This is a genomic window from Methylobacterium sp. C1, from assembly GCF_001854385.1.
GTDB lineage: Bacteria > Pseudomonadota > Alphaproteobacteria > Rhizobiales > Beijerinckiaceae > Methylobacterium > Methylobacterium radiotolerans.
The window spans coordinates 353293-376899 of the sequence record NZ_CP017640.1 but is presented as its reverse complement, the minus strand read 5'-3'; the positions used below and the strand labels follow the sequence as shown (position 1 = coordinate 376899).

At 69.6% G+C, this 23607-nt stretch carries 21 protein-coding genes and 2 pseudogenes; 18 read left to right on the top strand and 5 right to left on the bottom strand.

All coding sequences use genetic code 11. From position 1 onward, the window contains the following. Window positions 1–265 precede the first annotated feature (265 nt). The gene (locus BKE41_RS01705; protein ID WP_070998381.1) at window positions 266–661 is read right to left on the bottom strand and encodes a tautomerase family protein; all 396 of its coding nucleotides are present in this window, start codon (window positions 659–661) and stop codon (window positions 266–268) included. A 124-nt stretch (window positions 662–785) separates the two neighbouring features. Here BKE41_RS01705 and BKE41_RS01700 point away from each other — a divergent pair, with 124 nt between their 5' ends. From BKE41_RS01700 to BKE41_RS01670, 7 genes are all read left to right on the top strand, one after another. Next, complete coding sequence (locus tag BKE41_RS01700; protein WP_070998379.1) at window positions 786–1670, top strand: LysR substrate-binding domain-containing protein; 885 nt, start codon at window positions 786–788, stop codon at window positions 1668–1670. 356 nt (window positions 1671–2026) lie between these two features. Continuing rightward, a complete protein-coding gene (locus BKE41_RS01695) occupies window positions 2027–2410 on the top strand; it encodes a tautomerase family protein (protein WP_070998377.1) in 384 nt (127 codons plus the stop codon). Window positions 2411–2688: 278 nt separating this feature from the next. Continuing rightward, the gene (locus BKE41_RS01690) at window positions 2689–3900 is read left to right on the top strand and encodes an ABC transporter substrate-binding protein (protein ID WP_012317321.1); all 1212 of its coding nucleotides are present in this window, start codon (window positions 2689–2691) and stop codon (window positions 3898–3900) included. A gap of 102 nt (window positions 3901–4002) precedes the next feature. Beyond that, window positions 4003–4875: a branched-chain amino acid ABC transporter permease gene (locus tag BKE41_RS01685; protein ID WP_010682997.1), complete on the top strand. Its 873-nt coding sequence runs from the start codon at window positions 4003–4005 to the stop codon at window positions 4873–4875. 38 nt (window positions 4876–4913) lie between these two features. Then, the gene (locus BKE41_RS01680) at window positions 4914–6962 is read left to right on the top strand and encodes a branched-chain amino acid ABC transporter ATP-binding protein/permease (protein WP_051252236.1); all 2049 of its coding nucleotides are present in this window, start codon (window positions 4914–4916) and stop codon (window positions 6960–6962) included. After that, complete coding sequence (locus BKE41_RS01675) at window positions 6955–7677, top strand: ABC transporter ATP-binding protein (protein ID WP_024827743.1); 723 nt, start codon at window positions 6955–6957, stop codon at window positions 7675–7677. Before BKE41_RS01680 ends, BKE41_RS01675 begins: the two co-directional genes overlap by 8 nt. A gap of 315 nt (window positions 7678–7992) precedes the next feature. Continuing rightward, on the top strand, window positions 7993–9348 hold the full coding sequence (locus tag BKE41_RS01670) for a hemolysin family protein (protein ID WP_083374475.1): 1356 nt from the start codon (window positions 7993–7995) through the stop codon (window positions 9346–9348). Between the two features lie 436 nt (window positions 9349–9784). On the opposite strand, the gene BKE41_RS01665 is transcribed toward BKE41_RS01670, so the two are convergent. Then, window positions 9785–10036 carry a hypothetical protein gene (locus BKE41_RS01665; protein ID WP_012317316.1) on the bottom strand — a complete coding sequence of 84 codons (252 nt, stop codon included), beginning with the start codon at window positions 10034–10036 and terminating at the stop codon, window positions 9785–9787. 785 nt (window positions 10037–10821) lie between these two features. On the opposite strand from BKE41_RS01665, the gene BKE41_RS01660 reads away from it, so the two are divergent. Both BKE41_RS01660 and BKE41_RS01655 read left to right on the top strand, forming a co-directional pair. Further along, complete coding sequence (locus tag BKE41_RS01660; protein WP_012317315.1) at window positions 10822–11079, top strand: hypothetical protein; 258 nt, start codon at window positions 10822–10824, stop codon at window positions 11077–11079. Window positions 11080–11223: 144 nt separating this feature from the next. Continuing rightward, window positions 11224–11475 (top strand): hypothetical protein, encoded by a 252-nt coding sequence (locus BKE41_RS01655; protein WP_012317314.1) that lies wholly within the window; start codon window positions 11224–11226, stop codon window positions 11473–11475. A 208-nt stretch (window positions 11476–11683) separates the two neighbouring features. On the opposite strand, the gene BKE41_RS01650 is transcribed toward BKE41_RS01655, so the two are convergent. Beyond that, the gene (locus BKE41_RS01650) at window positions 11684–11968 is read right to left on the bottom strand and encodes a hypothetical protein (protein WP_012317313.1); all 285 of its coding nucleotides are present in this window, start codon (window positions 11966–11968) and stop codon (window positions 11684–11686) included. A gap of 318 nt (window positions 11969–12286) precedes the next feature. Here BKE41_RS01650 and BKE41_RS31885 point away from each other — a divergent pair. Further along, window positions 12287–12487, top strand: a pseudogene (locus BKE41_RS31885) (MOSC domain-containing protein); the annotation flags it as partial. 97 nt (window positions 12488–12584) lie between these two features. On the opposite strand, the pseudogene BKE41_RS30705 reads toward BKE41_RS31885, so the two are convergent. Next, window positions 12585–13025, bottom strand: a pseudogene (locus BKE41_RS30705) (FAD-dependent monooxygenase); the annotation flags it as partial. A gap of 388 nt (window positions 13026–13413) precedes the next feature. On the opposite strand from BKE41_RS30705, the gene BKE41_RS01640 reads away from it, so the two are divergent. The 3 genes from BKE41_RS01640 to BKE41_RS30700 all read left to right on the top strand — a co-directional run bounded on the left by BKE41_RS01640 (window position 13414) and on the right by BKE41_RS30700 (window position 16045). After that, entirely contained in the window at window positions 13414–15036 is a 1623-nt protein-coding gene (locus BKE41_RS01640; RefSeq protein ID WP_071000618.1) for an adenylate/guanylate cyclase domain-containing protein, read from the top strand. A gap of 446 nt (window positions 15037–15482) precedes the next feature. After that, window positions 15483–15878 carry a substrate-binding domain-containing protein gene (locus BKE41_RS30980; protein WP_133250864.1) on the top strand — a complete coding sequence of 132 codons (396 nt, stop codon included), beginning with the start codon at window positions 15483–15485 and terminating at the stop codon, window positions 15876–15878. 26 nt (window positions 15879–15904) lie between these two features. After that, a complete protein-coding gene (locus tag BKE41_RS30700) occupies window positions 15905–16045 on the top strand; it encodes a LacI family transcriptional regulator (protein ID WP_085985305.1) in 141 nt (46 codons plus the stop codon). A gap of 26 nt (window positions 16046–16071) precedes the next feature. On the opposite strand, the gene BKE41_RS01625 is transcribed toward BKE41_RS30700, so the two are convergent. After that, complete coding sequence (locus BKE41_RS01625) at window positions 16072–16605, bottom strand: TetR/AcrR family transcriptional regulator (RefSeq protein ID WP_012317310.1); 534 nt, start codon at window positions 16603–16605, stop codon at window positions 16072–16074. Window positions 16606–16772: 167 nt separating this feature from the next. Between BKE41_RS01625 and BKE41_RS01620 the strand changes: the two genes are divergently transcribed. The 5 genes from BKE41_RS01620 (at window position 16773) to BKE41_RS31520 (ending at window position 23596) form a co-directional block, all read left to right on the top strand. Then, entirely contained in the window at window positions 16773–17933 is a 1161-nt protein-coding gene (locus BKE41_RS01620; RefSeq protein WP_070998375.1) for an efflux RND transporter periplasmic adaptor subunit, read from the top strand. 25 nt (window positions 17934–17958) lie between these two features. Next, complete coding sequence (locus BKE41_RS01615; protein ID WP_070998373.1) at window positions 17959–21117, top strand: multidrug efflux RND transporter permease subunit; 3159 nt, start codon at window positions 17959–17961, stop codon at window positions 21115–21117. A 117-nt stretch (window positions 21118–21234) separates the two neighbouring features. Next, window positions 21235–22506, top strand: a complete 1272-nt coding sequence (locus BKE41_RS01610; protein ID WP_245295882.1) for an MFS transporter — start codon at window positions 21235–21237, stop codon at window positions 22504–22506. A 9-nt stretch (window positions 22507–22515) separates the two neighbouring features. Beyond that, complete coding sequence (locus BKE41_RS01605; protein ID WP_070998369.1) at window positions 22516–23256, top strand: phosphatase PAP2 family protein; 741 nt, start codon at window positions 22516–22518, stop codon at window positions 23254–23256. Window positions 23257–23428: 172 nt separating this feature from the next. Next, window positions 23429–23596, top strand: coding sequence for a hypothetical protein (locus BKE41_RS31520; protein WP_164891327.1), 168 nt, complete (start codon window positions 23429–23431; stop codon window positions 23594–23596). Window positions 23597–23607 lie beyond the last annotated feature (11 nt).

Genomic DNA, 23607 nt, shown 5'->3' with positions numbered 1-23607 from the left:
CGAGCCTGAAGCGGCGGGCGAGCCATCGGTTGCGATGGCTCGCCCGCCGCGACTCGGTCGCTTCCGAGACCGCGAGCCTGCCGTCGCCGTCGGCGCAATCGCGGAGGGTGGCGCGAGATGCTCGGCGCAGCTGTGCCTCGCGAACGCGGCGATCGCGACCTCGACCGCGGCATCCGCGGGTGCGGCGGCGGCCTGTGTGAAGACCGCCGCAGTCCAGCCATCGAGACGGCATGCCTCCCCAACAGCGCGCGGCGCGCCGGTCGGGTCAGCGCACGTCGTTCTGGCTGTAGGACGCCAAGCCGTTGCCGAAGGACCACTCGTCGCGCGCGTTCGGCGACAAGACGATGAGCACGTCTTCCGGACGCAGGCCTGGATCGGCGACGAGGTTGTCGGTGATCGCCCTGTAGAGCGCCTTCTTCTGCGCCGTGTCCCGCCAGTTCCCCGCGACGATGTGGATGATCACCACGTCGTCCGTGCGGTGAAGCCCGAGATAGTCGGGATCGTAGATCAACTCGTCCGGCGCGTGCTGGTGGATGAGGTGGAAGCGGTCGTCGGCCGGTACGCCGTAGACGTCGCGCAGCCCGCGATGAACGCCGTCGGAGAGGGCGCGGATGTGCTCCGATGACTTGCCCTTTATGAGCGAGATCCGAACGAGAGGCATAGGTGACGGTCTCCAGCGAAGTCTCTCGGCACGATCCGGCCGGCTTGACGCCTCCCCCGATACCTGCCCATCATCGTCCGGAATATTTGAATTTCTGAAACTAAAACTTCCGTAAAACCGAACGATGGCCGCGCGCACCAATCTCGACATGGACGTGCTCAGAACCTTCGTGACCGGGTTCGAGCTCGGCAGCTTCGCCCGCGCCGCCGAGCGGCTGGGACGGTCGCAATCCGCCGTCAGCACCCAGCTCCGGAAGCTCGAGGAGCAGGTCGGGCAGCCGCTCGTGCAGAAGGCCGGACGCGGCCTCGCGCTGACAGCCGCCGGCGAGAGCATGCTCGGCTACGCGAAGCGGCTTCTGGAGCTCAACGACGAGGCGGTCGACCGACTGCGCGGAACGGAACTCGAAGGCTGGGCGCGGCTGGGCCTCGTGCAGGATTTCGCCGAGAGCTGGCTTCCGGCGGTGCTCAAGCGGTTCTCGCGGGCCTATCCGAGGGTGCGCATCGAGGTGCAGGTCGGGCTCGGCGCGCAGCTCATCGAGAAGACCCTGAAGGACGAACTCGACGTGGCGCTAGTCTGGGGCGACGGCGGCGGCGCCCCTCACGCGCAGCGGGTTGCGGACGTGCCGATCCGCTGGATCGGCCCGCCGGACTGGCCGGGTCTCGCAGGTCTCGGGCGGGAACCCGTTCCCCTCGCGGCCTTCGCCCCGCCGTGCACCTTCAGGTCTGCGGCCGTGTCTGCCCTGGACGCTCGCGGCCTGCCCTGGCGGCTGGTCTTCACGAGCCCCAGCCTCTCGGGCCTCTGGGCCGCAGCCGAGGGTGGCCTCGGCATTACCGCGCGCACCGCGGTCGGCCTGCCGAAGACGCTGAGCGTCCTCGACCCCGCCGCGACCGGCCTGCCATCCCTCCCGAACGCCGCTCTGACGCTCCATCAGGCGGAAGCCGAGCTGTCGCCGGCCGTCGCGCGCCTGACCGACATCCTTCTCGAAACGATCGGCGCTCACGTGGCGTGAGGCGGAGACTTCCTTCGCTCAGTCCTCTCCGTGAATCACGAATGTTCCCGGGGAATCGGGAAGCGCCGTCGTGACGGGTGTCAACGGAGAGACCGAACTTCGGTGGAGGTGATCCGTCCCAGCGCGGTCGCGGACCCGGATCGCGACGACGGATCGCGTATCGATCGGTTGGAAGGGGCCCGCTCGTTCGCCGGTGCACCGCTGTCAGCCCGCGTCGCGACGCTCCGGCTCGATGCCGTAGCGTTCGATTTTGCCGAAGTATCTCCAGAGAAATTCCGAATTTTCCGAACTCGACCTCTCAGCTAGACCTGCGTCGCGGACCGCTCGGGCGGTCTCGAACAGCGAGAGCGGCGTCCATGCCCTTCATCAACGTCAAAATCGCGGGCCGGCCGCTGGAGCGAGACCAGATCGCGTCGATCCAGGCGGGCATCACCAGACTGATGGTCGACATCCTGCACAAGGTCGGCCCTCTCGTCGGGGTGCTGGTCGAAGAAGTACCCCTGGCGGGATGGCGCGTCGGCGGCGAGCCGGTTTCCCGCGTCGCGCAGGTGGATGCCACCGTCAGCGCCGGCACGAACACGGCCGACGAGAAATCGCGCTTCATCGTCGAGGCGAACAGGCTTCTGAAAACTGTGCTCGGGGCCGATCTGACCGAAGTGTCCTATATCGTCATCCACGAGGTGCCGAAGGACAGCTGGGGATACGATGGGCTGACCCAGGCGGAGCGAGCGCGTTCATGAGCGAGCGCCCGAAGCGTGAGACGCCTCTGAGAGTAGATCACCCCGGCCGGCGGCGCCTCCATCACGTACGCCCTCCGCGCTTAATCCGCCGTCAGCGACGACCTGCCGTAAATTTGCTCACCTGCAGCTTTTCGGTCGTCCCAGACCGACAATCTGTATTAATCGTCTGGGATCCAGCAAAATGGTAGCTTGACGGCTCGACCTGAGTCGGGAGATCAGCCTTCCAGAGTGCCACGTCGAAGGGCACACCGCGCGTGCGGAATCTTGGAGAGGAAACGATGGTCTTCGCAGGTCGCGCTGCAGCCGCGGTGCTGTTATTGACGATGGTGTCGGCCCCGGCGCGGGCCGCGGACCCGATCAAGATCGGGCTGAGCGGCCCCTTCACGGGTGGGTCGTCTTCGATGGGTGTCTCGATGCGGGACGGCGCCAAGCTCGCCGCCGCCGAGATCAACAAGGCCGGCGGCGTGCTCGGCCGGCCGATCCAGCTCGTGGAGCGCGACGACGAGGCCAAGAACGAGGTCGGCGCGCAGGTCGCTCAGGAGCTGATCAACAAGGAGAAGGTGGTCGCCACCGTCGGGTTCATCAACACCGGCGTCGCGCTGGCCGCCCAGCGCTTCTATCAGGAAGCCGAGATTCCCGTCTTCAACAACGTCGCGACCGGGACGATCATCACCAACCAGTTCAAGGAGCCGGATTACGACGCGAACTACGTCTTCCGGAACTCCGCCTACGACGTGCTCCAGGCCGGACTGATGGTCGACGAGGCGCTCGCCCAGGGCCACAAGAAGATCGCGATCCTCGCCGACTCGACCAATTACGGTCAGCTGGGCCGCGAGGACATCGAGAAGTACCTCGCGACCAAGAACGTGAAGCCCGTCGCGGTCGAGAAGTTCAACATCAAGGACGTCGACATGACGGCCCAGCTGCTGAAGGCGCAGCAGGCCGGCGCCGAGGTGATCCTCGCCTACGGCATCGGGCCGGAGCTGGCCCAGATCGCCAACGGCATGGCCAAGCTCGGCTGGAAGGTCCCGATGATCACCAGCTGGCCGTCCTCGATGCAGAGCTTCATCGACATCGCCGGCACGAACGGCAACGGCGTGATCATGCCGCAGACCTTCATCGAGGATCAGACCCTGCCGAAGCGCAAGGCGTTCCTGGAGAACTACTACAAGACCTACGGCGTGACGAAGATCCCGACACCCGTGGCCGGCGCCCAGGGTTACGACTCGATCTACCTGCTGGCCGCGGCGATCAAGCAGGCCGGCGGCACCGACGGCGCGAAGATCCGCACGGCGCTGGAGAATTTGAACGAGAAGGTCGAGGGCGTCGTCACTACCTACGACAAGCCCTTCACCGCCAAGGACCACAACGCGATCTCGCGCAACATGGTCGTGTTCGGGAAGGTGCAGGACGGCAAGATCGTCTACGCGAAGGACGAGGACGCCAAGAACGCGGGCGTGGTCCGCGTCAAGGAGAAGTCCTCGAACTGAGGCCCGGTGAGGCCGCGCCTTCCCGGGCGCGGCCGCCGCTACGCAGCACGGTTGCGCGGCCCTCGCCGCGCGACCGGACGTCCCTCCGGTGACAGCGATCCCATGGAAATCCTGCTCCAGCTCATCGCCTCCGGCGTCGCGGTCGGCATGATCTACGCCGCCATTGCCTTCGGCTATCAGCTCACCTTCGCGACTTCGAAGACGCTCAATTTCGGCCAGGGCGAGGCCTTGGCGCTCGGGGCCCTGTTCGGGCTCACCCTGGTACCGTTCGTCGGCTACTGGCTGATGATCCCGCTGGTCCTGGTCTTCGGCTTCGCCCTCGGTGCGGTGGTCGAGCGCCTCGGCGTGCGTCCCGCCGTGAAGATCAAGTCCGAGTACGGGTGGATCATGGCGACCATCGCGCTCGGCATCATCTTCAAGAACGTCGCCGAGAACATCTGGGGTCGCGACGACTTGAAGTTCCCCTCCCCGCTCCCCGAGACGGCGCTGCAGGTCGGCGGCGTGCGCATCCTGCCGATGGAGCTGCTGATCGTCGCCGGCGCACTGCTGATGATGCTCGCGGTGGAGATCTTCAATCGCAAGTCGATCTGGGGAAAGGCGGTGGTCGCCACCTCCAACGACATCGACGCCGCCGGGCTGATGGGCATCAACACCCAGAAGGTAATCACCCTCTCCTACTCGATCAGCGCCATGACGGCGGCCTTCGCGGGCGTGCTGGTGGCGCCCGTCACCCTGACCGGCGCCACGATGGGCTCGGTCCTGGCCCTCAAGGCCTTCGCGGTGGCGATCATCGGCGGCCTCGAATCCGGCCTCGGCGTCATCGTCGGCGGCCTGATCCTCGGCGTCGCGGAGACGCTGACCGGCTTCTACATCTCGACCGGCTACAAGGACGTGCCGGGCCTGATCCTGCTTCTCGTCGTCCTCTCCATCCGCCCGGTCGGCCTGTTCGGCAAGGCCGTCATCAAGAAGGTCTGACCGTGACCGCCCGCGCAACCCTCACGGCAGCCTGAGCCATGGCGCAGACTCTCGCCCCCACCGACGCGCCGATCCCGGCCGCCGCCCCCAGCCTGTCGCGCCACATGGGCGTCCTCGGTGCCGTGCTGCTGGTCGTCGGCCTCGCCGTGTTCCCACACGTGGTCACGAGCTCGTACTACATCCACCTGATGGTGGTGATCGCCATCTACGCGATCCTGATCCTCGGGCTCGACATCGTGGTCGGCTATACCGGCCAGGTGAGCCTCGGCCATGCCGGACTGTTCGGTGTCGGTGCCTACTCGGCGGCGGTGCTGTTCCTGCACTTCAAGCTCGGGATCTGGTGGGGCATCCTGGCCGGGATCGGCGTGACCTCCGCCTTCGGCGTGCTGCTGGCCGTGCCGGCCCTGCGGGTGACCGGCCCGTACCTCGCCATGGTGACGCTGGCCTTCGGCACGATCGTCCAGATCTTCATCAATGAGCTGACGCCGCTGACCAACGGCCCGCTGGGCATCACCCTGCCCCCGGCCCGCGTCCTCGACTTCTCGCTCCTCGGCCTGCAGGCCCCCTGGGGCGCGGCCGGGCGCAAGCTCGAGTTCTACTATCTCGTCTGCTTGGCGCTGCTGGCCACCATCCTGGTGGTCAATCGGGTGGTGCGCTCGCCCTATGGTCGCGCCTTCGAGGCTCTGCGCGACTCGCCGATCGCCTGCGACTGCATGGGCGTGAGCGTCTACCGCTACAAGGTCTACGCCTTCGTGATCTCGGCGGCGCTGGCGGGCCTCGCTGGCGCGCTGTTCGCGTGGTCGGAGCGCTACGTGGCGCCGAACTCCTACGGGTTCGAGCTGACCGTGCTGTTCCTGCTGGCCGTGACGATGGGCGGCCGCAAGTCGCGGGCAGGGCCGATCATCGGCTCGGCAATCATCGTGATGATGCCGAACGTGCTCGCCGATATCGGCCTCGTCCGGATCATGGCGGGGATCATCGCCGCCGCGGCGCTGGTGGTGGGCGGGCTCGCCTTCCTGCGCCGCCGGGAGAACCGGTACGCCCTGTTGGTGCCGGTCGGCCTCTGCCTCGCCTTCTTCCCGGCGACGCTCGCGCTCGAATCCGTCACCGACTTCCGGCTGACCGTGTTCGGCCTGATGATCCTGTTCGTGGTCTACTACCTGCCGGACGGGATCGTGGGCTTCCTCCGCGAGAAGATCCCCGCCCTGCGCCCGGCCCACACCGCCGAGGGCAAGAGCCTCCACGCCGAGGGCGCGGCGCTCAGCGTGCAGAGCGGCGACCGGGGCGCCGACCCGCTCCTCTCCGTCGAGCAGGCCCTGATGCAGTTCGGTGGCCTCAAGGCCCTGGCGGGCGTCGACCTCACCGTGCGGCCGGGCACGATCCACGGCCTGATCGGCCCCAACGGCTCCGGCAAGAGCACGATGATGAACGTGCTCACCGGCATCTACCGGCCGACCGGCGGCAGCGTGACGCTCGCGCGCGGCCAGGGGACGAAGCGCCTCGACGGGCGCACGCCTTCCGAGATCGCCGCCGCCGGCGTCGCCCGCACCTTCCAGAACGTGCAGCTCTTCCGCGAGATGACGGCTCTGGAGAACGTGCTGGTCGGGCTTCACCACAGCTTCCGCGGCACCCTGTTGGACGCGATCCTCGGCACGCCCCGCCGGCGCCGGGAGGAGCGGGAGCAGCGCGCCCGCGCCATGGCGATCCTCGACTTCGTCGGCCTCGGCGCCCTGGCACAGGTGGAGGCGCGCAACCTGCCCTACGGCAAGCAGCGCCTCCTCGAGATCGGGCGGGCGCTCGCCCTCGACCCGGTGCTCCTTCTCCTCGACGAGCCCGCCGCGGGCCTGACCGCCCCCGACATCGCCGAGCTGACGGCGATCATCCGCAAGATCCGCGACGCCGGGATCACCGTCATCCTGATCGAGCACCACATGGATGTCGTCATGGGGCTCTGCGACCGCGTCAGCGTCCTCGATTTCGGCCACAAGATCGCCGAGGGCAGCGCCCGCGAGGTCCAGGCCGATCCGAAGGTGGTCGAGGCCTATCTCGGCAGTCCCGTCGCCGACGAGGAGATGACCCATGCTTGAGGTCACGGGTCTGTCGGCCGGCTACGGCCAGGTCGAGGTCCTGCACGGCCTCGACTTCCAGGTTCCGAAGGGTCAGGTCGTGGCGCTGATCGGCTCCAACGGCGCCGGCAAGACCACCACGATGCGCGCCCTCTCGGGCATGATCCGTCCGCGGGCGGGCTCGATCCGCCTGAACGGGCGCGAGATCGGCGGCCTCGACAGCCACGATGTCGCCCGGTTCGGCCTCGCGCACTCGCCGGAGGGCCGGCGGGTCTTCCCGACGCTCTCGGTCGAGGACAACCTGACGCTCGGCGCCTTCCCGCGGCTCACCGGCTCGCGCCCGAAGGGCGACGTCGCGGCCGACCGCGAGCGCGCCTTCGAGATGTTCCCGCGGCTGAAGGAGCGGCGCACGCAGCTCGCCGGTACCCTATCCGGCGGCGAGCAGCAGATGCTCGCCATGGGCCGGGCCCTGATGCTGCGGCCCGAGATCCTCCTGCTGGACGAGCCCTCGATGGGTCTCGCCCCGAAGCTCGTGGAGGAGGTCTTCCGGATCATCCGGCTGCTCAAGGCCGAGCAGGTGACGATGCTGCTCGTCGAGCAGTTCGCCATGGCGGCGCTCGGCGTCGCCGACCACGCCTACGTGCTGGAGAACGGGCGGATCCGCTTCCAGGGCCCGGCCCAGCAGATGCGCAACGATCCGGCCGTGCGGGCGGCGTATCTCGGCGGCAGCCACTGACACCGCGAGGGGCGGGCTCGTGCCGCGGGGCAAGGGCGCCCCGAGTCTCGGCGCGCGGGGATGAACCGATCCCCGGAGCCGGCGGGCGATGCCCGGCGCACCGCCGTCTGCGAAGCTCGAAGCCGCCTCGCGACCGGCCGCATCACCCCGCTGATAGGTGCGCTCTCGATCACCTGCAGGATCGGTCTGGGCCAGAGGCAGCCCGCCGAGGTGTCCCGGGGTTCGTCGGCGACAACGCCGAGGCCGCTCGGGCCCGGAAGCCCGTAGGCCGCGCGGCCTCTCTCCTGTACAGACCGTCGGGACGCGGGCGGCATGATGGCCACACGGGAGGTGTCGATTTTGGACGACGGTTGGGCGACTGCCTTAGGGTTGTTTGCCGTCCTCGCCCTGGTTCTGGCGAACGGCTTCTTCGTGGCAGCGGAATTCGCCCTGGTCGCGGTGCGCAGGAGCCGCGTGGCCGAACTCGTCGCCGAGCGGCGCGTGAACGCGAAGGCGCTGCTCTGGGCCACGGACCACCTCGACGCCCACCTCGCGGCGACTCAGCTCGGCATCACCATCTCGTCCCTCGCGCTGGGCTGGGTCGGCGAGCCGGCACTGGCCCACCTGATCTTGCCCGCCCTGACGTGGGCGCCGGACATGCTCTCCACGGCGGCCGCGCACACGGTCGCGGTGGTGATCTCGTTCGTCATCATAACGGCGCTGCACATCGTGCTGGGTGAGCTGGCGCCGAAGAGCCTCGCGCTCCAGCGCAGCGAGCGCACGGCCCTCGCGGTGATCCGCCCGCTCAGCGTATTCCTGTTCGTGTTCCGCCCGGCCATCCTGTTCCTGAACGGCCTCGGCAACGGCGTCCTGCGCCTCTGCGGATTGCAGCCCGGCCACGGCGAAGGTGGACACCACTCGACGGCGGAACTCAATCTCCTGGTCGAGGCGAGCCGCGAGGCCGGCCTCATCCGCGAGGCGCAGCAGGAAGCGGTCGAGCGCATCTTCCGATTGGGAGATCGGCGGGTCCGCGAGATCATGACGCCGCGCCACGAGGTCGAGTGGGTCGACCTCGACGGATCGCCCGAGGAGATCACGCGGGCGGTCCGCGCCTGCAGCCACGCCCATGTCTTGGTGAGCCGCGGCGGCATCGACGAGGTCGTCGGCGTGCTGCGCAAGCAGGATCTGCTCGATCAGATCCTCGACGGGCAGCCCCTCGACATCGCCGCCGCCATGCGGCCGCCGAACGTCGTCCACGAGGGCATGACGGTCCTCACGGCGCTGGAGAGCTTCCAGCGCAACCCCGTGCAGCTGGCGGTGATCGTCGACGAGTACGGCAGCCTGGAGGGGCTCGTCACGCAGACGGATCTCCTCGAGGCCATCGCGGGCGACATTCCCGAGATCGGGGAGGATCCGGCCGTGGTCGAGCGCGAGGACGGCTCGCTCCTCATCGACGGCATGATGCCGGCCGAGGACGCGTTCGAGCGCCTCGCCTTCACCGACCCGCCCGATACGGACGACTACACGACGCTGGCCGGCTACGTCATCTTCCAGCTCGGCCGCATCCCGGCGGCGGGCGACGCCCTCGTCGCGGAGGGTTGGCGCCTCGAGGTGGTCGATATGGACGGCCGTCGCATCGACAAGGTCCTGGCCACCCGATTGCCGGGGCGGGCGCTGACCGGGACGGCGTGAGCGCGGGTCGTCGGGTTGAGGAGGGTGCGGCGCTCGCCCCGTTAGTCCACCCGGCCGTCGCCTGACGATCAGCCGATCATCCGCTCCAAGACGCGCATCCAGATCCCGAGCGCGGGGTTCCCAATCAGGGCCCGCCCGAATCCTCACGCGGCGAGGGCCCGGAAGGTCGCCTGCGTGCCGGCCATCGAGCGGATGGCGTTCGAGACGACGGCCCCGTCGAAGTCCGAGCCGAGGCCGGAGCGGGTCTCGCCGAAGCGCTCGACGAGCGCCCTTTGCCAGAGGGCGTGCCCGCGCGGCTGGAAGACGGCCGAAGCGACGGTGCTCGCCTCGTCCCGTCAGCGTTTTACGACGCAGCGCTGGTGTGCAATCGTCTGGTCGACGCGGCCAGGCGAGGCTGGATGCTCCGGGCAGCACCGCCGCGCGAGCGGCCCGTCGCTCAGTAACGATCGTAGCGGTAACCGCCGTAGCGTCGCCCTTCGTAGAACCGCGCATCCCGGCGGCCGTACCCGCCGAATTCGTGCTGGCGGCGATAGCCGTGAGCGGGCGCCCAGGGTGGCGGGCCGCCGTGCCGGAAGCCGCGCTCCCCGCGGGCCCAGGGCGGATCGGCCATGGCGGCCGACGAGGACCCGAGAATACCCCCGGCCAGCGCCAGTGTGCCGAGGAGGATCAACGTTGGCGTGCGGATCATGGATGGCTCCCTCGTAGCGGGGATTGCCCCGCGTCAGTCCAGATACGGCGTCCGGCACCGAACCGTTCCCGGGCGTAACGAAGGCGTGGCTAAAGCCCGGCATTCCCGCGAGCAACGCTGCAGTATTCGGTATCACGCGAGACCGAGCGCAGATCCGGACCGCGGTCTACCCGCATCGCGATGCCCGAAACGCGCGTGCTGAGCGTGACTGCGTGCCGTCACGACAGCGAAGGTGGCGCGGGTCCCTGGAACGGTCTCGGCGAAGCTGCCGTGAGTGCCTCCAGAACAGGAGATGCGCGATGCCACGCTTGCCGATTATCGTCCTCGCTACCCTGGCTCTCGGGGCCAGCGCAGGCGCTACGGAACAGGGCGCATCGTCCACGTCTCCAGGCCGCGAGATGCAGCATCGTGGGCGCTTTGCCGGAAGCCCGGGTGCGTCCGGCTGCGCAGCCGGCCACGAGACGAAGTTCGGCGGAACGGAGTCGACCGGCTTGACCACGCAGAGCGGCGGCGGCGGGGCTGGCAGCCTCGGAAGCGACACGACCGTCACCCGTCGCTGACAGAGACTTCGTCCCGTCCGGAGCTTTCGGCCGGATGGGTTGGTCTGAGCAGAGACCGGTCATTCGAAGATGTCGAACACGCGTGGCCGAGCTTGGGCTCGGAACCGGGGCGCGGATGAACATGAATTTCGGATGAACAACACTGGATGATGAAAATTGCCCTCGATGGAACGCGATAAGTGCCTTCTGCATTTGTTGTTTGAAATCGTAACTAGAGGATTGATCATGAAAAAGCTCGTCATGACCTTGACTGCCGGCGCGGCGGTCCTGGGCGCCGCCTCCGCCGCTCAGGCTCACGAGTGGGGTAGCGGCTACGGCTACGAACCGGGTTACGGTCATTCCCGCGTGATCGTGCGCGAGGGCTACCGCGACGGCTATCGCGGCGTCCGCTTCGGCCACCGTGACTGGGATCGTCCGGGTGTTCGCGTGATCGAGCGTCGCGGGTACGGCTACGGCCACCACGATGGCGACTGGGACGACTGATCGGACTGGAACACAAGTGGCTCAGAGGGGCGCCCAGCCGGGCGCCCCTTCGTTTTTTATGGTCGCGATCGGTTCATCGCATGCAACGGTTTCCCGCCCCTTCGGCTTTCTGAGCGGTTCATCGACGCGAGGAACAGCATCACCATGCCGGTACGTCTGATTACGACCGCCCTGCTTCTGTCCGTGGCGGCCACGGCGGCTCTCGCCGCCCCGATGTCGGCCGACGACAAGGCGACGCTTCAGCAGCAATGCATGGGCGACTTTACGACCTTCTGCGGTGACATGCCGCCCGACGAGGGGGCCGAGACGCAGGCCTGTTTCGAGAAGAACATGGCGAAACTCTCGCCGGGCTGCCAGGGCGCTATTCAGAGCTACAAGCAGGGCAAGAAGGGCTGACCGAACCGACCGGTCGGAACTCGAAGACCGGAGCGGCTGCCCTCACCGGGGTGACCGCGCCTCCGCGCTGGGCGAACCGGCACGCCGTCGGCTCGTCTCGGTGCATGGGATCAGCCTCACGATGGTCTGACGGCGTTCCCGCCGCGCACGGAACGTGCCGGTTCGACCACGAGGGGTGCGGGGCGGCCCGAGCCGCCCCCGCTGTCTGTCAGTAGCTGTAGGACCGGCGCGGGTAGGCCTGGGGCGCGCCGTAACCGGTGTCGCGCGGCTGGACCCGCGAGCCGTACTCGATCTCCCTGCGCCGCGCCTGCCGGTTGGCGAGGTAGCGGCCGCCGAGACAGCCGGCGACGGCGCCGACGACGCCGCGCTCGGCCAGGTAATGGCCCGCCAGACCGCCGATGATCGCGCCCTTGATGCAGCCCTTCGCCTCAGCCGCGCCGACGCTCATGAGTGTCACGAGAGCGATGACGGATGCTTGTCCAATGATGCGCATGCTGATGCTCCTCTTCGATCCGGAAGAGAATGCACCTGCGACACGACCGTTCCGGCCATCGCCGAACCGCCGGATGATCCCCTCCAAGCATCGGAACAGGACGAGCCTCCATCGCACGTGCCTGCCTCAACGATCGCCCCCAGACCGAGGCCGCGGTGTCGCCGCGCTCCGATGAGATCAAGCAGCGAACCGGGACGACGCCGACCTTGCCGAGGGTGACGGCGATCGCGCACCTCGGCGGAACACCTGTCTCGCCCCTCGCTCCGGCGGATGCGGCGGTTGCCGCGGAGCCCCAGAGCCTCGTGGAGCCTCTAGGGACTGTCGCAGAAGCCGGCCCGGCAAGCGTCCGACCTCCGCTACCGTGGCGACTCTGATAAGACGCTCCATCCGTATCCGCAGGACAATCACGCCGCCTGGGCCTCGGAGATCGGCGATCATCCGCCGCGCTCCCCACTGGGCGCTCTCGGCGAGAACGTCGCGGCGAAAGGCTGGACCGAGCGATACGTCTGTATCGGCGACATAGCCTGTGTCGGCTCCGCCCCACCTGCAAGTCAGCCAGAGGGCGCCGGACCGTGCTGTGGGCGCCGTCGCAGCCGACGACGTGGCGGAAGCCCGCCTCCGCGACCGCTCCGCCGTCATCCTGCAGTCGCACGCGGACACCGGCATCGTCCTGCTCCAGGGCGGTCAGGCGCAGGCCGCGCTCGACCCGCAGGCCGCAGCGCTCCAGGTGGCGGGTCAGGACACGCTCGGTCTCGGACTGCGGAAGTCCGAGCGACGCGTAGGGCAGGTCCAGGGGCGGACTGAGCGCGTCGACCGGCGGCTGGCCGTAGAGAACCGTGCGCAGACCCGTGAGCCAGAGACCCGCGTCGATCATCTCGCGGGCAAGGCCCATGTCCTCCCAGACTTCGAGGGTGCGCGGGGTGACCCCGATCGCGCGGCAATAGGGCGACGGCTGCGCCGCGCCGTCGACGATCCGGCAGCGCGCCCCGTGCCGGGCGAGTTCGCAGGCGAGTGTCAGGCCGACCGGTCCGGCCCCGACGATCAGAACATCCGCCATCGCACCCTCCCCGGGTCGACGCTGAAGCGACACGGTTCTCCGTCCGGTCCCGCGTCCTCGCGATCAGACAGTCGAGGCGCCGACTATAGGGGCCGTTCGCGAAATCCCATGCTGGGAGGGCCCGGAGCGATCTGAGCGAACCGGACGACGGTGTGCCCAGCCGGCGGCGATCGGCCTGGCGCCAGGTCTCGGTGTCCGGCGCGGCTGTCCATGCGCAGCACGACATCTTGTGGTTGATAGACTCTGTTGACTTCATGTCCCACAGACACTGAATTGGCGCCGCGGTCCGCGTTTCGGACGGAAAGTAAATACGTCCCGGCAAAGAATTGCCTGTATATGGAAGGAGCCAAGCAAGGGGCTATGTGCTGGTGCCTCGGGGTTGTGGGTGATGTCGGGTTTTGACGAGTCGGTCGCGCGCCAGCAGCGATTCATGGGGCCGCTCCTCGTGGCGGCGATCCTGTTCGGCCTGGTCGGGCTGCCGGTCGCGGTGTGGCTCGACCTGCGCGGCCTGTCCGAGCGCATGCTCGCCACGCAGGCGATCGAGACCGGCCGGATCATCGATCAGATGCGCAGCTTCTACGCCAGTGACGTGGTCCAGGCGGTCAACGCGGCGACGGGCCGGGTCGAGACGCGGCACGATTACAAGGGCGTACCGAACGCGATCCCGATCCCCGCGACGCTCTCCCTGGAGCTCGGCGAGCGGATCAGCGGCGGGGACGGCTCGGTGAAGTATCGCTTCGTCTCCGATCTCCCTTTCAAGGACCGCAAGCCGCACGATCTCGACGCGTTCGAGGTCCAGGCGCTGGCGGACCTCCGGGCCCGTCCCCAGACCGGATTCGTCAGCGAGACGACGGGATCGATCTTCGATCGGCAGGTGCGCATCGCGGCGCCGATTCGCATGGAATCCGCCTGCGTGCGCTGCCACAATGCCCATCCCCTGAGCCCGAAGACGGACTGGAAGGTCGGCGACGTCCGCGGCATCCAGGAGATCGTCCTGCACCAGCCGATCGCCGCCAACGTCTTCGCCTTCAAGTACCTGCTCGGCTACTTCATCCTGGCGGCGCTCGCCGGCACCACCGTCCTGCTGCTGCAGGCGCGACAGTCGCGCCTCATCGACCGGATGAATCGCGAGCTGACCGAGTCCAACGGCTTTCTGGCGTCGGTCTCGGTGCAGATCGCGAAGTACATCTCGCCCCAGGTCTACAAGAGCATCTTCAGCGGCGAGCGGGACGTGTCGGTGGCGACCGAGCGCAAGAAGCTGACGATCTTCTTCTCCGACATCAAGGACTTCACCGCCACCACCGAGCGCCTGCAGCCCGAGGAGCTGACCGCACTCCTCAACGAGTACCTGACCGAGATGACCGCCATCGCGGTCAAGCACGGCGGCACGGTGGACAAGTATATCGGGGACGCGATGCTGGTCTTCTTCGGCGATCCGGAGAGCCGGGGCGTCCGCGAGGACGCGCAGGCCTGCGTCCGGATGGCGATCGAGATGCAGACGCGCCTCGGCCAGCTCAATGCCCGCTGGCGGCGGTCCGGCATCGAGCGCCCGTTCCAGGCGCGGATCGGGATCAACACGGGCTACTGCAACGTCGGCAACTTCGGCAGCGACGAGCGGATGGACTACACGATCATCGGCGCGGAAGCGAACCTCGCCGCCCGCCTCCAGGCGGCCGCGATGCCGGGTGGCATCACCCTGAGCTACGAAACCTACGCGCTGGTGAGCGATATCGTCCAGGCGAGCCCGCAGGAGCCGATCCGCATGAAGGGCATCAGCCGCGAGGTCGTCCCCTACGCCGTCGAGGGCGACCTCACCGCCGAGGCGACCGAGACGATCTTCTCCGAGCACGCCCGGGGGATCGACTTCTACGTCGACGTGGACGCGCTCGAGTTGGAGGGTGCGGCGCGGCTCCGGAAGCGCCTGCTCGATACCCTCGCCGCCGTCGACCGCCGGATGATCGGCGCGGGCGCCCCACCGGAGGCCGGCCCCCGGCCCTCCGCGGCCAGCTGACGTCCGGCCAGCGGTCACGAGCTGCCAGGTCCCCGCGAGCCTCACGAGGGAGAAGAGATCAACCGACGGTTTGGCGCCGACCACGGAGGTGTCCGGTATGTTTCTGTGGCGCAATGGAAATCGGGTCTGATCCGGATCGTCGATGTTCTGGCGCTTCGGTGGCAGCCGGAGCCCCGGGTTGATCTGGATCCCCGGATCCAGCTCCATCATGGCCTGCTCGGGATCTCGTGGACCGGTCCCGGCGCGCTCCGCGTCCGGGCGATGCTGGACAGGGCGAGCGGGCCGCAGGTTCGCCTCTCGAAGACGACAGCGACCGCGTCGAGCGGCCGGCCCGCGAAGGTGCCGGTCTACCGGGCGCCGATCTCCAGGGAGGGCTCCCCGACGGGCCGGCCCGATGTGCCGGCCATCGCGACGCGGAGCGGCGTCAGGCCACAGATCTCCCCGGGATGCGGCCGCCACACGATCTGGTCGAACCGGGCTATGCCCGAGCGGCCGAACCGGATCATCGCCGACAGGCCGCTGAGCACCGCGGCACGCCCGGTCACAACCCGCGTCGGATCGACAGTCTGTTCGGATCGTCGAATTCGGCCGCGCAGGAGCGCCGCGCCGCCTATCTGGAGGCCATGGGGCGGCACGGTCTGGCGTTGCAGGTCCGCAGTGTCGCCCCGAACGCGGCGGCCGCGAGGGAGGAGGCAACGCGCTGGCTCGAGGAGCCCGGCCAGCCGGTGGCGCGCGTCGTCCCGAACGGGCTCATCCCGACAAGCGCCGTGCGGGCGGCCAAGGCCGTGAACCTCGTGCTCCCGCGCCACCTCGCACCTGCCGGCTTCGGCAACGAGCCCTGACCGAGTTCGCTGGGCCGGCCCTCACCGTGATCGAGCAGCCAGTCGCCGAGATCGGCACCCAGGCGATGCGCCTGCTGTTCGAGGGGATCGAGCGGCCGGATCAGCCGGCCCGGGAGGTGTTCCTCAGCGGCAGCCACCTTGCCCGCGAGTCTAGAGCGGTGCGGTGACGGTCGTCGCTCCGGATCCCGGAGGTTCAGAGGAGCGCGAGGATGTCGTCGAAGACGGCGTCCCATTGGCCCTGGTCCAACGCCACGAGGCCGAGACTGCGCAGGAAGAAGGCGCCCTCGGCGGCGAAGAAGGCCGCGCGGGCCCTCCGCTCCGCCTCGGAGCCGGGTTCGAGGCGCGTCAGCCACGCCGCGTACCAGCCGCGCGCCTGCTCCCGATGTTTCGGCGATTGCAGCAAGCTCACGAGCATGCCGGCGATCTTGGTCTGTGTGGCCTCGTCGATCCGTGCCGACGCCGTCACGTAGCCGCGCACGTGGTCCACGCGGGTCCCGTCGGCCGGTGTGTGGCGGGCGACCTCCGCGTCGAAGCCCGCCAGCCAGCGGTCGGCCATGGCGGCGACCAGATCGTCCTTGCTGCCGAAGCAGTATTGCAGGCCACCCTTGGTGATCCCGGCCGCCCGCGCCACGGCGTCGAAGGTCAACGCCGTCGCCCCCTCCTCGCGCACGATCCGCTCGGCGATGTCGAGGACCTTGTCCCGGTCGATGCTCCGCGGCCGCCCCATCCAGACCTTTCCCCTTTTCAATCCATACGGATGGAATTAAACAGCCGGCCGCCAAGGCGCAAGCGCCGGAGCGGCGCGACACCCTCGTGGCGCCGACGCGGGCCGGATTTCAGGGGCCGGCGGACCGGTGTGCCGGATCCCGCTCAGTGGAAGGAGCATTTTGGTCCATGTCGATCTCGACCGCGCGCGGCTTCCGGCGCCCGACCCTCGTCGCGCTCGTGGTGAGCGCGTCGCTGAGCGGCTGCAAGCCCGCCGCCACCGACACGGCCGCGGTCGAGACGCCACCGCCGGACGTGTCGGTCGCGACCGTGACGCCCGCGACCGTGCCGCGCCTCTTCGACCTGCCGGGGCGCCTCGCCTCGACGCGGGTGGCGGAGGTCCGGGCCCAGGTTTCGGGCATCATCCGGGAGCGCGCGTTCGAGGAAGGCAGCCTCGTCGAGAAGGACGACGTCCTCTTCCGCATCGACCCGGCCGTCTACAAGGCCGAGGTCGACGCGAAGGCCGCGTCCCTCGCCCGAGCCGAGGCGTCGCGGGTGCAGGCGCTGAAGCAGTCGGAGCGGACCGAGACGCTGCTGGAGCGGCAGGCGGCCAGCACCGCCCAGCACGACGTCGCCGTCGCGACCCTGCGACAGGCCGAGGCCGACGTGGCGAGTGCCAGGGCGCAGCTTGACCGGGCCCGGATCGACCTGGACTTCGCCACCGTTCGAGCACCCATCGGCGGGCGGATCGGGCGGGCGCTCGTGACGGAGGGCGCGCTCGTCGGCCAGGGCGAGGCGACGAAGCTCGCGGTCATCCAGCAGGTCGACCCGATCTTCGCCGACTTCAACGCCTCCGCGTCCGATTACGGGTTGCTGGCGGACCGCGGTGGGGCCGGAGGCGCCGAGGTCCGGCTGGTCCACGCGGACGGCACCCTGCACACCGATCCCGGCAAGCTCCTGTTCTCGGACGTGAGCGTCGATCCGGGCACCGGTCAAGTCAGCCTGCGCGCCGCCTTCGCAAACCCGCGTCTCTCCCTGCTGCCCGGCGCCTATGTTCGGATCCGCGTCGCGCGCGGGGTGCAGCCGGGCGCCGTCATCGTGCCCGCGCAGGCGATCCAGCGCTCCAGCGCCGGCGAGGCCCAGGCCTTCGTGGTCGGCGCGGACCGGGTGCTGGCCCTGCGGCCCCTGCGCACCGGCGCGATGACCGAGGTCGGCTGGATCGTCGAGGACGGGCTGAAGCCCGGCGAGACCGTCGTCGTCGAGGGCTTCCAGAAGATCCATCCCGGCCTGGCGGTCAATCCGGTGCCGTGGGCGGGCGGCCGCACGGCCACCGCCGCCCCGCAGCCCTGACTCCGTCACGCAGGCTCGACCCGCCATGACCCGCTTCTTCATCGAGCGCCCGATCTTCGCCTGGGCGATCTCCATCTTCATCGTGCTGGTCGGCGCGATCTCGATCGTCTTCCTGCCGATCTCGCAGTACCCGGACGTCGCCCCGGTCACGATCCAGACGACGGCCATCTACCCGGGCGCGCCGCCCGAGCGGCTCTACGACGGCGTCACCCGGATCATCGAGGAGGAGCTGAACGGCATCCCCGGGCTGATGTACTTCGAGTCCACGAGCGACACGTCGGGGCAGGCGCAGATCCTCGCGTCCTTCGCGCCTGGCTCGGACCCGTCGAGAGCCACCGTGGCGGTCCAGAACCGCATCAAGCGCGTCGAGGCGCGCCTGCCCCGGGCGGTCACCCAGCAGGGCATCATCGTCGAGGAGGCCAGCACGAGCTTCCTGCAGTTCGTCGTGGTCAGTTCCCGCGACGGATCCCTGAGTGAGAGCGATCTCGGCGACCTCGCCGCGCGGCGCATCCTGGGCGAGCTGCGGCGCGTGCCCGGCGTCGGGCGCGCGACCCTGTTCTCGTCCGAGAAGGCACTGCGGATCTGGGTCGATCCGGTGAACCTCGTCGGGCTCGGCATGGTGCCGGGCGACGTCACGGCCGCGGTCCAGGCGCAGAACGCCCAGGTCGCCTCGGGGACCGTCGGCGCCCAGCCGGCGGCGGAGGGCCAGCGCATCGCCGCGAACGTACTGGTCAAGGGCCAGCTGACCACGGTGGCCGAGTTCGCCGAGATCGTGCTGCGCGCCAACCCGGACGGCTCGCTCGTGCGCCTGCGCGACGTGGCCGAGGTCGAGCTCGGCGGCCAGTCCTACGCGATGCAGACTCGCCAGGACGGCCGCCCGGCCGCCGGCATCGGCATCCAGCTCGCGCCCGGCGGCAACGCCCTCGCGGCCGCGACCGGCGTGAAGGCGCGGATCGCGAAGCTCCAGCGCACGCTGCCGGCCAATGTCAGCGTGACGGTGCCCTACGACACGACGCCCTTCGTCGAGGTGTCGATCCGGAAGGTGCTGATGACGCTCGCCGAGGCGATGGCGCTGGTCTTCGCGGTGATGTTCCTGTTCCTGCAGAACATCCGCTACACCCTGATCCCGACCATCGTCGTGCCGGTGGCGCTGCTCGGAACATGCGGCGCGCTGCTCGTCGCCGGCTTCTCGATCAACGTGCTGACGATGTTCGGCATGGTGCTGGCCATCGGCATCCTCGTGGACGACGCCATCGTGGTCGTCGAGAATGTCGAGCGGATCATGGCCGAGGAGGGGTTGCCTCCGACGGCGGCGACCCGCAAGGCCATGGGCCAGATCACCGGCGCCATCGTCGGAATCACCGCGGTGCTGATCGCCGTGTTCGTGCCGCTCGCCTTTTTCCCCGGTTCGGTCGGGGTGATCTACCGCCAGTTCGCGGTCAGCATGGCGACCTCGATCGCCTTCTCGGCCTTCCTGGCGCTGTCGCTGACGCCCGCGCTCTGCGCGACGCTGCTCAGGCCCGTCGAGGCCGGCCAGGGCCACGCCGAGAGTGGCTTCTTCGGCTGGTTCAACCGCCGGTTCCAGGCTGGCACGCGGGCCTACCGGTCCGGCGTCGCCGGGATGCTGCGCCGGCCCGTGCGAGCGCTCCTCGTCTACGCGGCCCTCGTAGCGGCCCTCGGCTGGGGCTACCTGCGCATGCCCACGAGCTTCCTGCCCATCGAGGACCAGGGCTACGTCATCGTCGACGCGCAGACGCCACCGGAATCGGCCGCGGGGCGCACCCTCGACGTGGTCCGGCGGATCGAGGACCATTTCGGAGCCGAGCCGGCGGTGGCAGCGCGGACGACGCTGCTCGGCTACGGCTTCTCGGGCCAGGGCCAGAACGCCGCCATCGCCTTCGTCACCTTGAAGGACTGGGCGGAGCGCGGTCCCGGCAACGGCGCCGAGGCGGTCAGCGCCCGGGCCAACGCGGTGCTCGGCGGCCTGCCGGACGCCATCGCCATGGCGCTGTCGCCGCCGGCCATCGAGGCCCTGGGCAATTCGAGCGGCTTCGCCTTCCGCCTGCAGGACAGGGCGCAGCAGGGGCAGGCCGCACTGGCCGCCGCGCGCGACCAGCTGCTCAAGGCGGCCCAGCAGAGCCCGATCCTCCAGGGCGTCTACGTCGAGGGCCTGCCGACCGCCCCGCAGATCGAGCTGACCCTGGATCGTCAGAAGGCGAACGCGCTCGGCGTCACCTTCGCCGACATCAACGACGCGCTCTCGACGAGCCTCGGCTCGGCCTACGTGAACGACTTCCCGAACCAAGCGCGCATGCAGCGCGTGATCGTGCAGGCGGAGGCCGGGCGCCGCATGAGGGCCGAGGACCTGCTCGACCTCAACGTGCGCAACGCCAAGGGGCAGATGGTGCCGCTCCAGTCCTTCGCACGAATTGCCTGGACGATGGGGCCGTCGCAGATCGTCGGCTTCAACGGCTACCCGAGCATCAAGATCTCCGGCAGCGCCGCGCCGGGCTACGCCAGCGGCGACGCCATGGCCGAGATGGAGCGCCTCGCCGCGCAATTGCCGCCGGGCTTCGACTTCGCCTGGACCGGTCAGTCGCTGCAGGAGAAGCTCTCGGGCAGCCAAGCGACCTACCTGCTGGCCCTGGCGCTGGTCTGCGTCTTCCTCTGCCTCGCGGCGCTCTACGAGAGCTGGGCCATCCCGCTGGCGGTGCTGCTCGTGGTGCCGACGGGCGTGGTCGGGGCGATCTTCGCCATGCTCGTCCGCGACATGCCGAACGACGTCTATTTCAAGGTCGGCCTGATCACCGTGATCGGCCTGACCGCGAAGAACGCGATCCTGATCATCGAGGTGGCCAAGGACCTCGTGGCGCGGGGCCGCCCCGTCCAGGCGGCGGCGCTGGAGGCCTGCGAGCTGCGCTTCCGGCCGATCATCATGACTTCGTTCGCCTTCATCCTCGGCGTCGTGCCCCTCGCGGTCGCCAACGGCGCGAGCATGAACAGCCAGCGCGCCATCGGCACGGGCGTGCTCGGCGGCATGGTCACCGCGACCGTGCTGGCCGTGTTCGCCACGCCGCTCTTCTACGTGCTGATCGCCCGGGCCATGGGCGCCCGCACCGCCCCGAGTCCGGCGGATGGCGGCGCGCGGGCGGGCGCCCCAGGAACGCCGGAGACGTCGCGCTGAGCCGCGTTCGCGGCGACGGGCCCTCCCGGTGACCGTCCGGGAGTGGGCCGCCCCCTCCGGGCCGGCGCCCGGTGCCCTAGGTTGGCTGAAAAGGGAGCCAGCCGGTTGACGCAGGACATGAGCGAGCGAGGAGGGACGGATCCGGCCCCGCGGGAACCGTCCGTCGCCCGAGCCCTCGATCTGCTCAATCTCCTGCTCATCGACGTCAATGGGGCGATCAAGCCCTATCTGAACGTGTACCTCTTTGTGCATCGCGGCTGGGACGACGCCGCGGTCGGGCTCGTCGGCACGGTGTCGGGGATCGTCGGCATCGCGGCGCAGACGCCGATCGGGACCGCCATCGACGCCGTGGGCGACAAGCGGCGGATCCTGCTCGGGGCGCTCGTGGCCCTGTCACTCGCCACCGTGCTCGTCGCCGTGGCGCCGCACTTCTGGCCCGTCCTCGCCGCGGTCGGCGGGATGCTCAGCCCGACGATCGCGACGCTGACCCTCGGGCTGTTCCCGGCCGGGAAACTGCCCCGGCGCTTCGGCCGCAACGCGGCCTTAGAGCGGACAGGGAACGTGGCCATCGCGGGACTGATCGGCCTCGTGGGCTGGCTGTTCCCGGACCGCGCCGTCTTCCTGCTCGTCCCGGCCTGCGCGATCGTCTCCGCCGCAGCGCTCTACGCGATACCCCGCCGGGCGATCGACGCGCGGCGGGCCCGCGGGGGCGGCGAAGGCGGGGCGGACGCGGCGCCGACGCGCTGGCGGACGCTGCTGACCTGCCGTCCGCTGATGGTCTTCGCGGTCTGCGTGATGCTGTTCCACTTCGCCAACGCGCCGCTGCTGACGCTGGTGGCGCAGGAGATCGGCCAGACCCGGCCGGACTGGTCGTCCGTCATCGTCTCCGTCTGCATCATCGGCGCGCAGGCGGTGATGGTGCCGATGGGCCTCCTCGTCGGCCGCCTGGCCGAGCGCTGGGGCCGCAAGCCGCTGCTGGTGATCGGCTTCGCCGCCCTGCCCGCGCGGGCCCTGCTCTATCTCGTCTGGCGCGACCCGTTCTGGCTCATCGCCGTCCAATGCCTCGACGGCGTCGGCGCCGGGCTGCTGAGCGCGGTCAAACCCCTGGTGATGGCCGACATCACCCGCGGAACCGGCCGCTACAACGCCGCCCACGGACTGATCGGGACCCTACAGGGCGCGGGCGCGGCGCTGTCCTTCGTCATCGCCGGGAGCCTCGTCCAGGCGGCCGGATTCCACGCGGCCTACCTCGCCTGCGCCGCGGTGGCCGTTGCGGCGCTCGCGGTGCTGGTGCTGCTGATGCCGGAGAGCGCCCCCGACGCGCCGCGCGGCAGCCCGGGCGCGTGGCTGCGGGGTCTCGTGCCCGGCGGCGTGTCGAGAGGCGCGTAGGGAGGAATCATGAGGCGTCGAATCACCGGTGCGGAGCGCCGCGCGCGGGCTGCCTGCCTCGCCGGTCTCGTCGTGTTCGCCCTCCCAGCGGTTGCCCCGGCGGCCGCCGGCACCCTGCACAGCACCTACATCGACCCGGAGGTGCTGGCGCTGCAGCGGGTCTTGCCGCCGCCGCCCGAGGCGGACTCCGAGATGCAGCGGGCGGATCTTCGGGCTGTCGAGGCCGCCGTCGGTGCCCGCACCCCTGACGACGAGCGCCGCATCACGGCGAACCTGCCCTGCACGCTCGACCGCTTCACCGAGGTTCTTGGACCGGCCTTCACGGCACGGGCGATGCCCGTCACCGCCGCGCTGATCGAGCGCGTGTTCCAAGACGGCGAACTGGCCGTGCTCGCCGCCAAGACCGCCATCGGCCGGCCACGTCCCTACACGCTCGAGCCCGATCTCGCGACGTACGGGCACCGCTCCGACAGCACGTCCTACCCGAGCGGCCACGCGACCTTCGGCCACCTCGCGGCGACGGTGCTGGCGCAGCTCGTCCCGGCCAAGCTCCGGGCCCTGTTCGCGTTCGCGGTCGGCTACGGCGCCAACCGGATGATCGCCGGGACCCATTTCCCGTCCGATCTGGAGGCCGGGCGGATCGCCGCGGCCGTGATCGCGGAAGCACTGCTGCGCGATCCCCGTTTCCAGCAAGATCTCGGGCGCGCCAGGGCCGAGATCGCGGCGGCCGGCGCCGCCTCCGCGCGATGACGGCGAGGTTGCTTCGGCCGGATCACGAAGGCGGGAGGCGGGTTGCGAGGCCGCCCGACGCCGTTATTTCCCGCCGGCACCGCGTTTCTTCCTCGAGAGACGCGGGCCGCGCTCGCGAATTCCGGAGACAGGCCGTTCGGCAACCGAACCTCGGACAGCAGGAGTTCCCGCCATGCACTACGTCACCAAGGAGAAGGCTGCCGACGGGCACTTCATGGTCAAGGTCGCTGGCCGCGCTGTCACGGAGACGTGCGAGAAGCGGCAAGCCAAGCGCCTCGTCCGCGCGATCCGCGGTCTGCGGCGCCTGAAGAAGGCCAAGCGGCGGGCACAGGCCGTCTGACTGGCGCGGAC

Coding starts and splice junctions, on each gene's coding strand:
- BKE41_RS01655 (WP_012317314.1), top strand. CDS start 11,224: ATGCCGGTACGTCTGATTACGACCGCCCTGCTTCTGTCCGTGGCGGCC.
- BKE41_RS30980 (WP_133250864.1), top strand. CDS start 15,483: ATGCGGCCGCCACACGATCTGGTCGAACCGGGCTATGCCCGAGCGGCC.
- BKE41_RS01660 (WP_012317315.1), top strand. CDS start 10,822: ATGAAAAAGCTCGTCATGACCTTGACTGCCGGCGCGGCGGTCCTGGGC.
- BKE41_RS01700 (WP_070998379.1), top strand. CDS start 786: ATGGCCGCGCGCACCAATCTCGACATGGACGTGCTCAGAACCTTCGTG.
- BKE41_RS01665 (WP_012317316.1), bottom strand. CDS start 10,036: ATGATCCGCACGCCAACGTTGATCCTCCTCGGCACACTGGCGCTGGCC.
- BKE41_RS01620 (WP_070998375.1), top strand. CDS start 16,773: ATGTCGATCTCGACCGCGCGCGGCTTCCGGCGCCCGACCCTCGTCGCG.
- BKE41_RS01625 (WP_012317310.1), bottom strand. CDS start 16,605: ATGGGGCGGCCGCGGAGCATCGACCGGGACAAGGTCCTCGACATCGCC.
- BKE41_RS01650 (WP_012317313.1), bottom strand. CDS start 11,968: ATGCGCATCATTGGACAAGCATCCGTCATCGCTCTCGTGACACTCATG.
- BKE41_RS01695 (WP_070998377.1), top strand. CDS start 2,027: ATGCCCTTCATCAACGTCAAAATCGCGGGCCGGCCGCTGGAGCGAGAC.
- BKE41_RS01615 (WP_070998373.1), top strand. CDS start 17,959: ATGACCCGCTTCTTCATCGAGCGCCCGATCTTCGCCTGGGCGATCTCC.
- BKE41_RS01690 (WP_012317321.1), top strand. CDS start 2,689: ATGGTCTTCGCAGGTCGCGCTGCAGCCGCGGTGCTGTTATTGACGATG.
- BKE41_RS01670 (WP_083374475.1), top strand. CDS start 7,993: ATGGCCACACGGGAGGTGTCGATTTTGGACGACGGTTGGGCGACTGCC.
- BKE41_RS01685 (WP_010682997.1), top strand. CDS start 4,003: ATGGAAATCCTGCTCCAGCTCATCGCCTCCGGCGTCGCGGTCGGCATG.
- BKE41_RS01705 (WP_070998381.1), bottom strand. CDS start 661: ATGCCTCTCGTTCGGATCTCGCTCATAAAGGGCAAGTCATCGGAGCAC.
- BKE41_RS01680 (WP_051252236.1), top strand. CDS start 4,914: ATGGCGCAGACTCTCGCCCCCACCGACGCGCCGATCCCGGCCGCCGCC.
- BKE41_RS01640 (WP_071000618.1), top strand. CDS start 13,414: ATGTCGGGTTTTGACGAGTCGGTCGCGCGCCAGCAGCGATTCATGGGG.
- BKE41_RS01610 (WP_245295882.1), top strand. CDS start 21,235: ATGAGCGAGCGAGGAGGGACGGATCCGGCCCCGCGGGAACCGTCCGTC.
- BKE41_RS01675 (WP_024827743.1), top strand. CDS start 6,955: ATGCTTGAGGTCACGGGTCTGTCGGCCGGCTACGGCCAGGTCGAGGTC.
- BKE41_RS01605 (WP_070998369.1), top strand. CDS start 22,516: ATGAGGCGTCGAATCACCGGTGCGGAGCGCCGCGCGCGGGCTGCCTGC.
- BKE41_RS31520 (WP_164891327.1), top strand. CDS start 23,429: ATGCACTACGTCACCAAGGAGAAGGCTGCCGACGGGCACTTCATGGTC.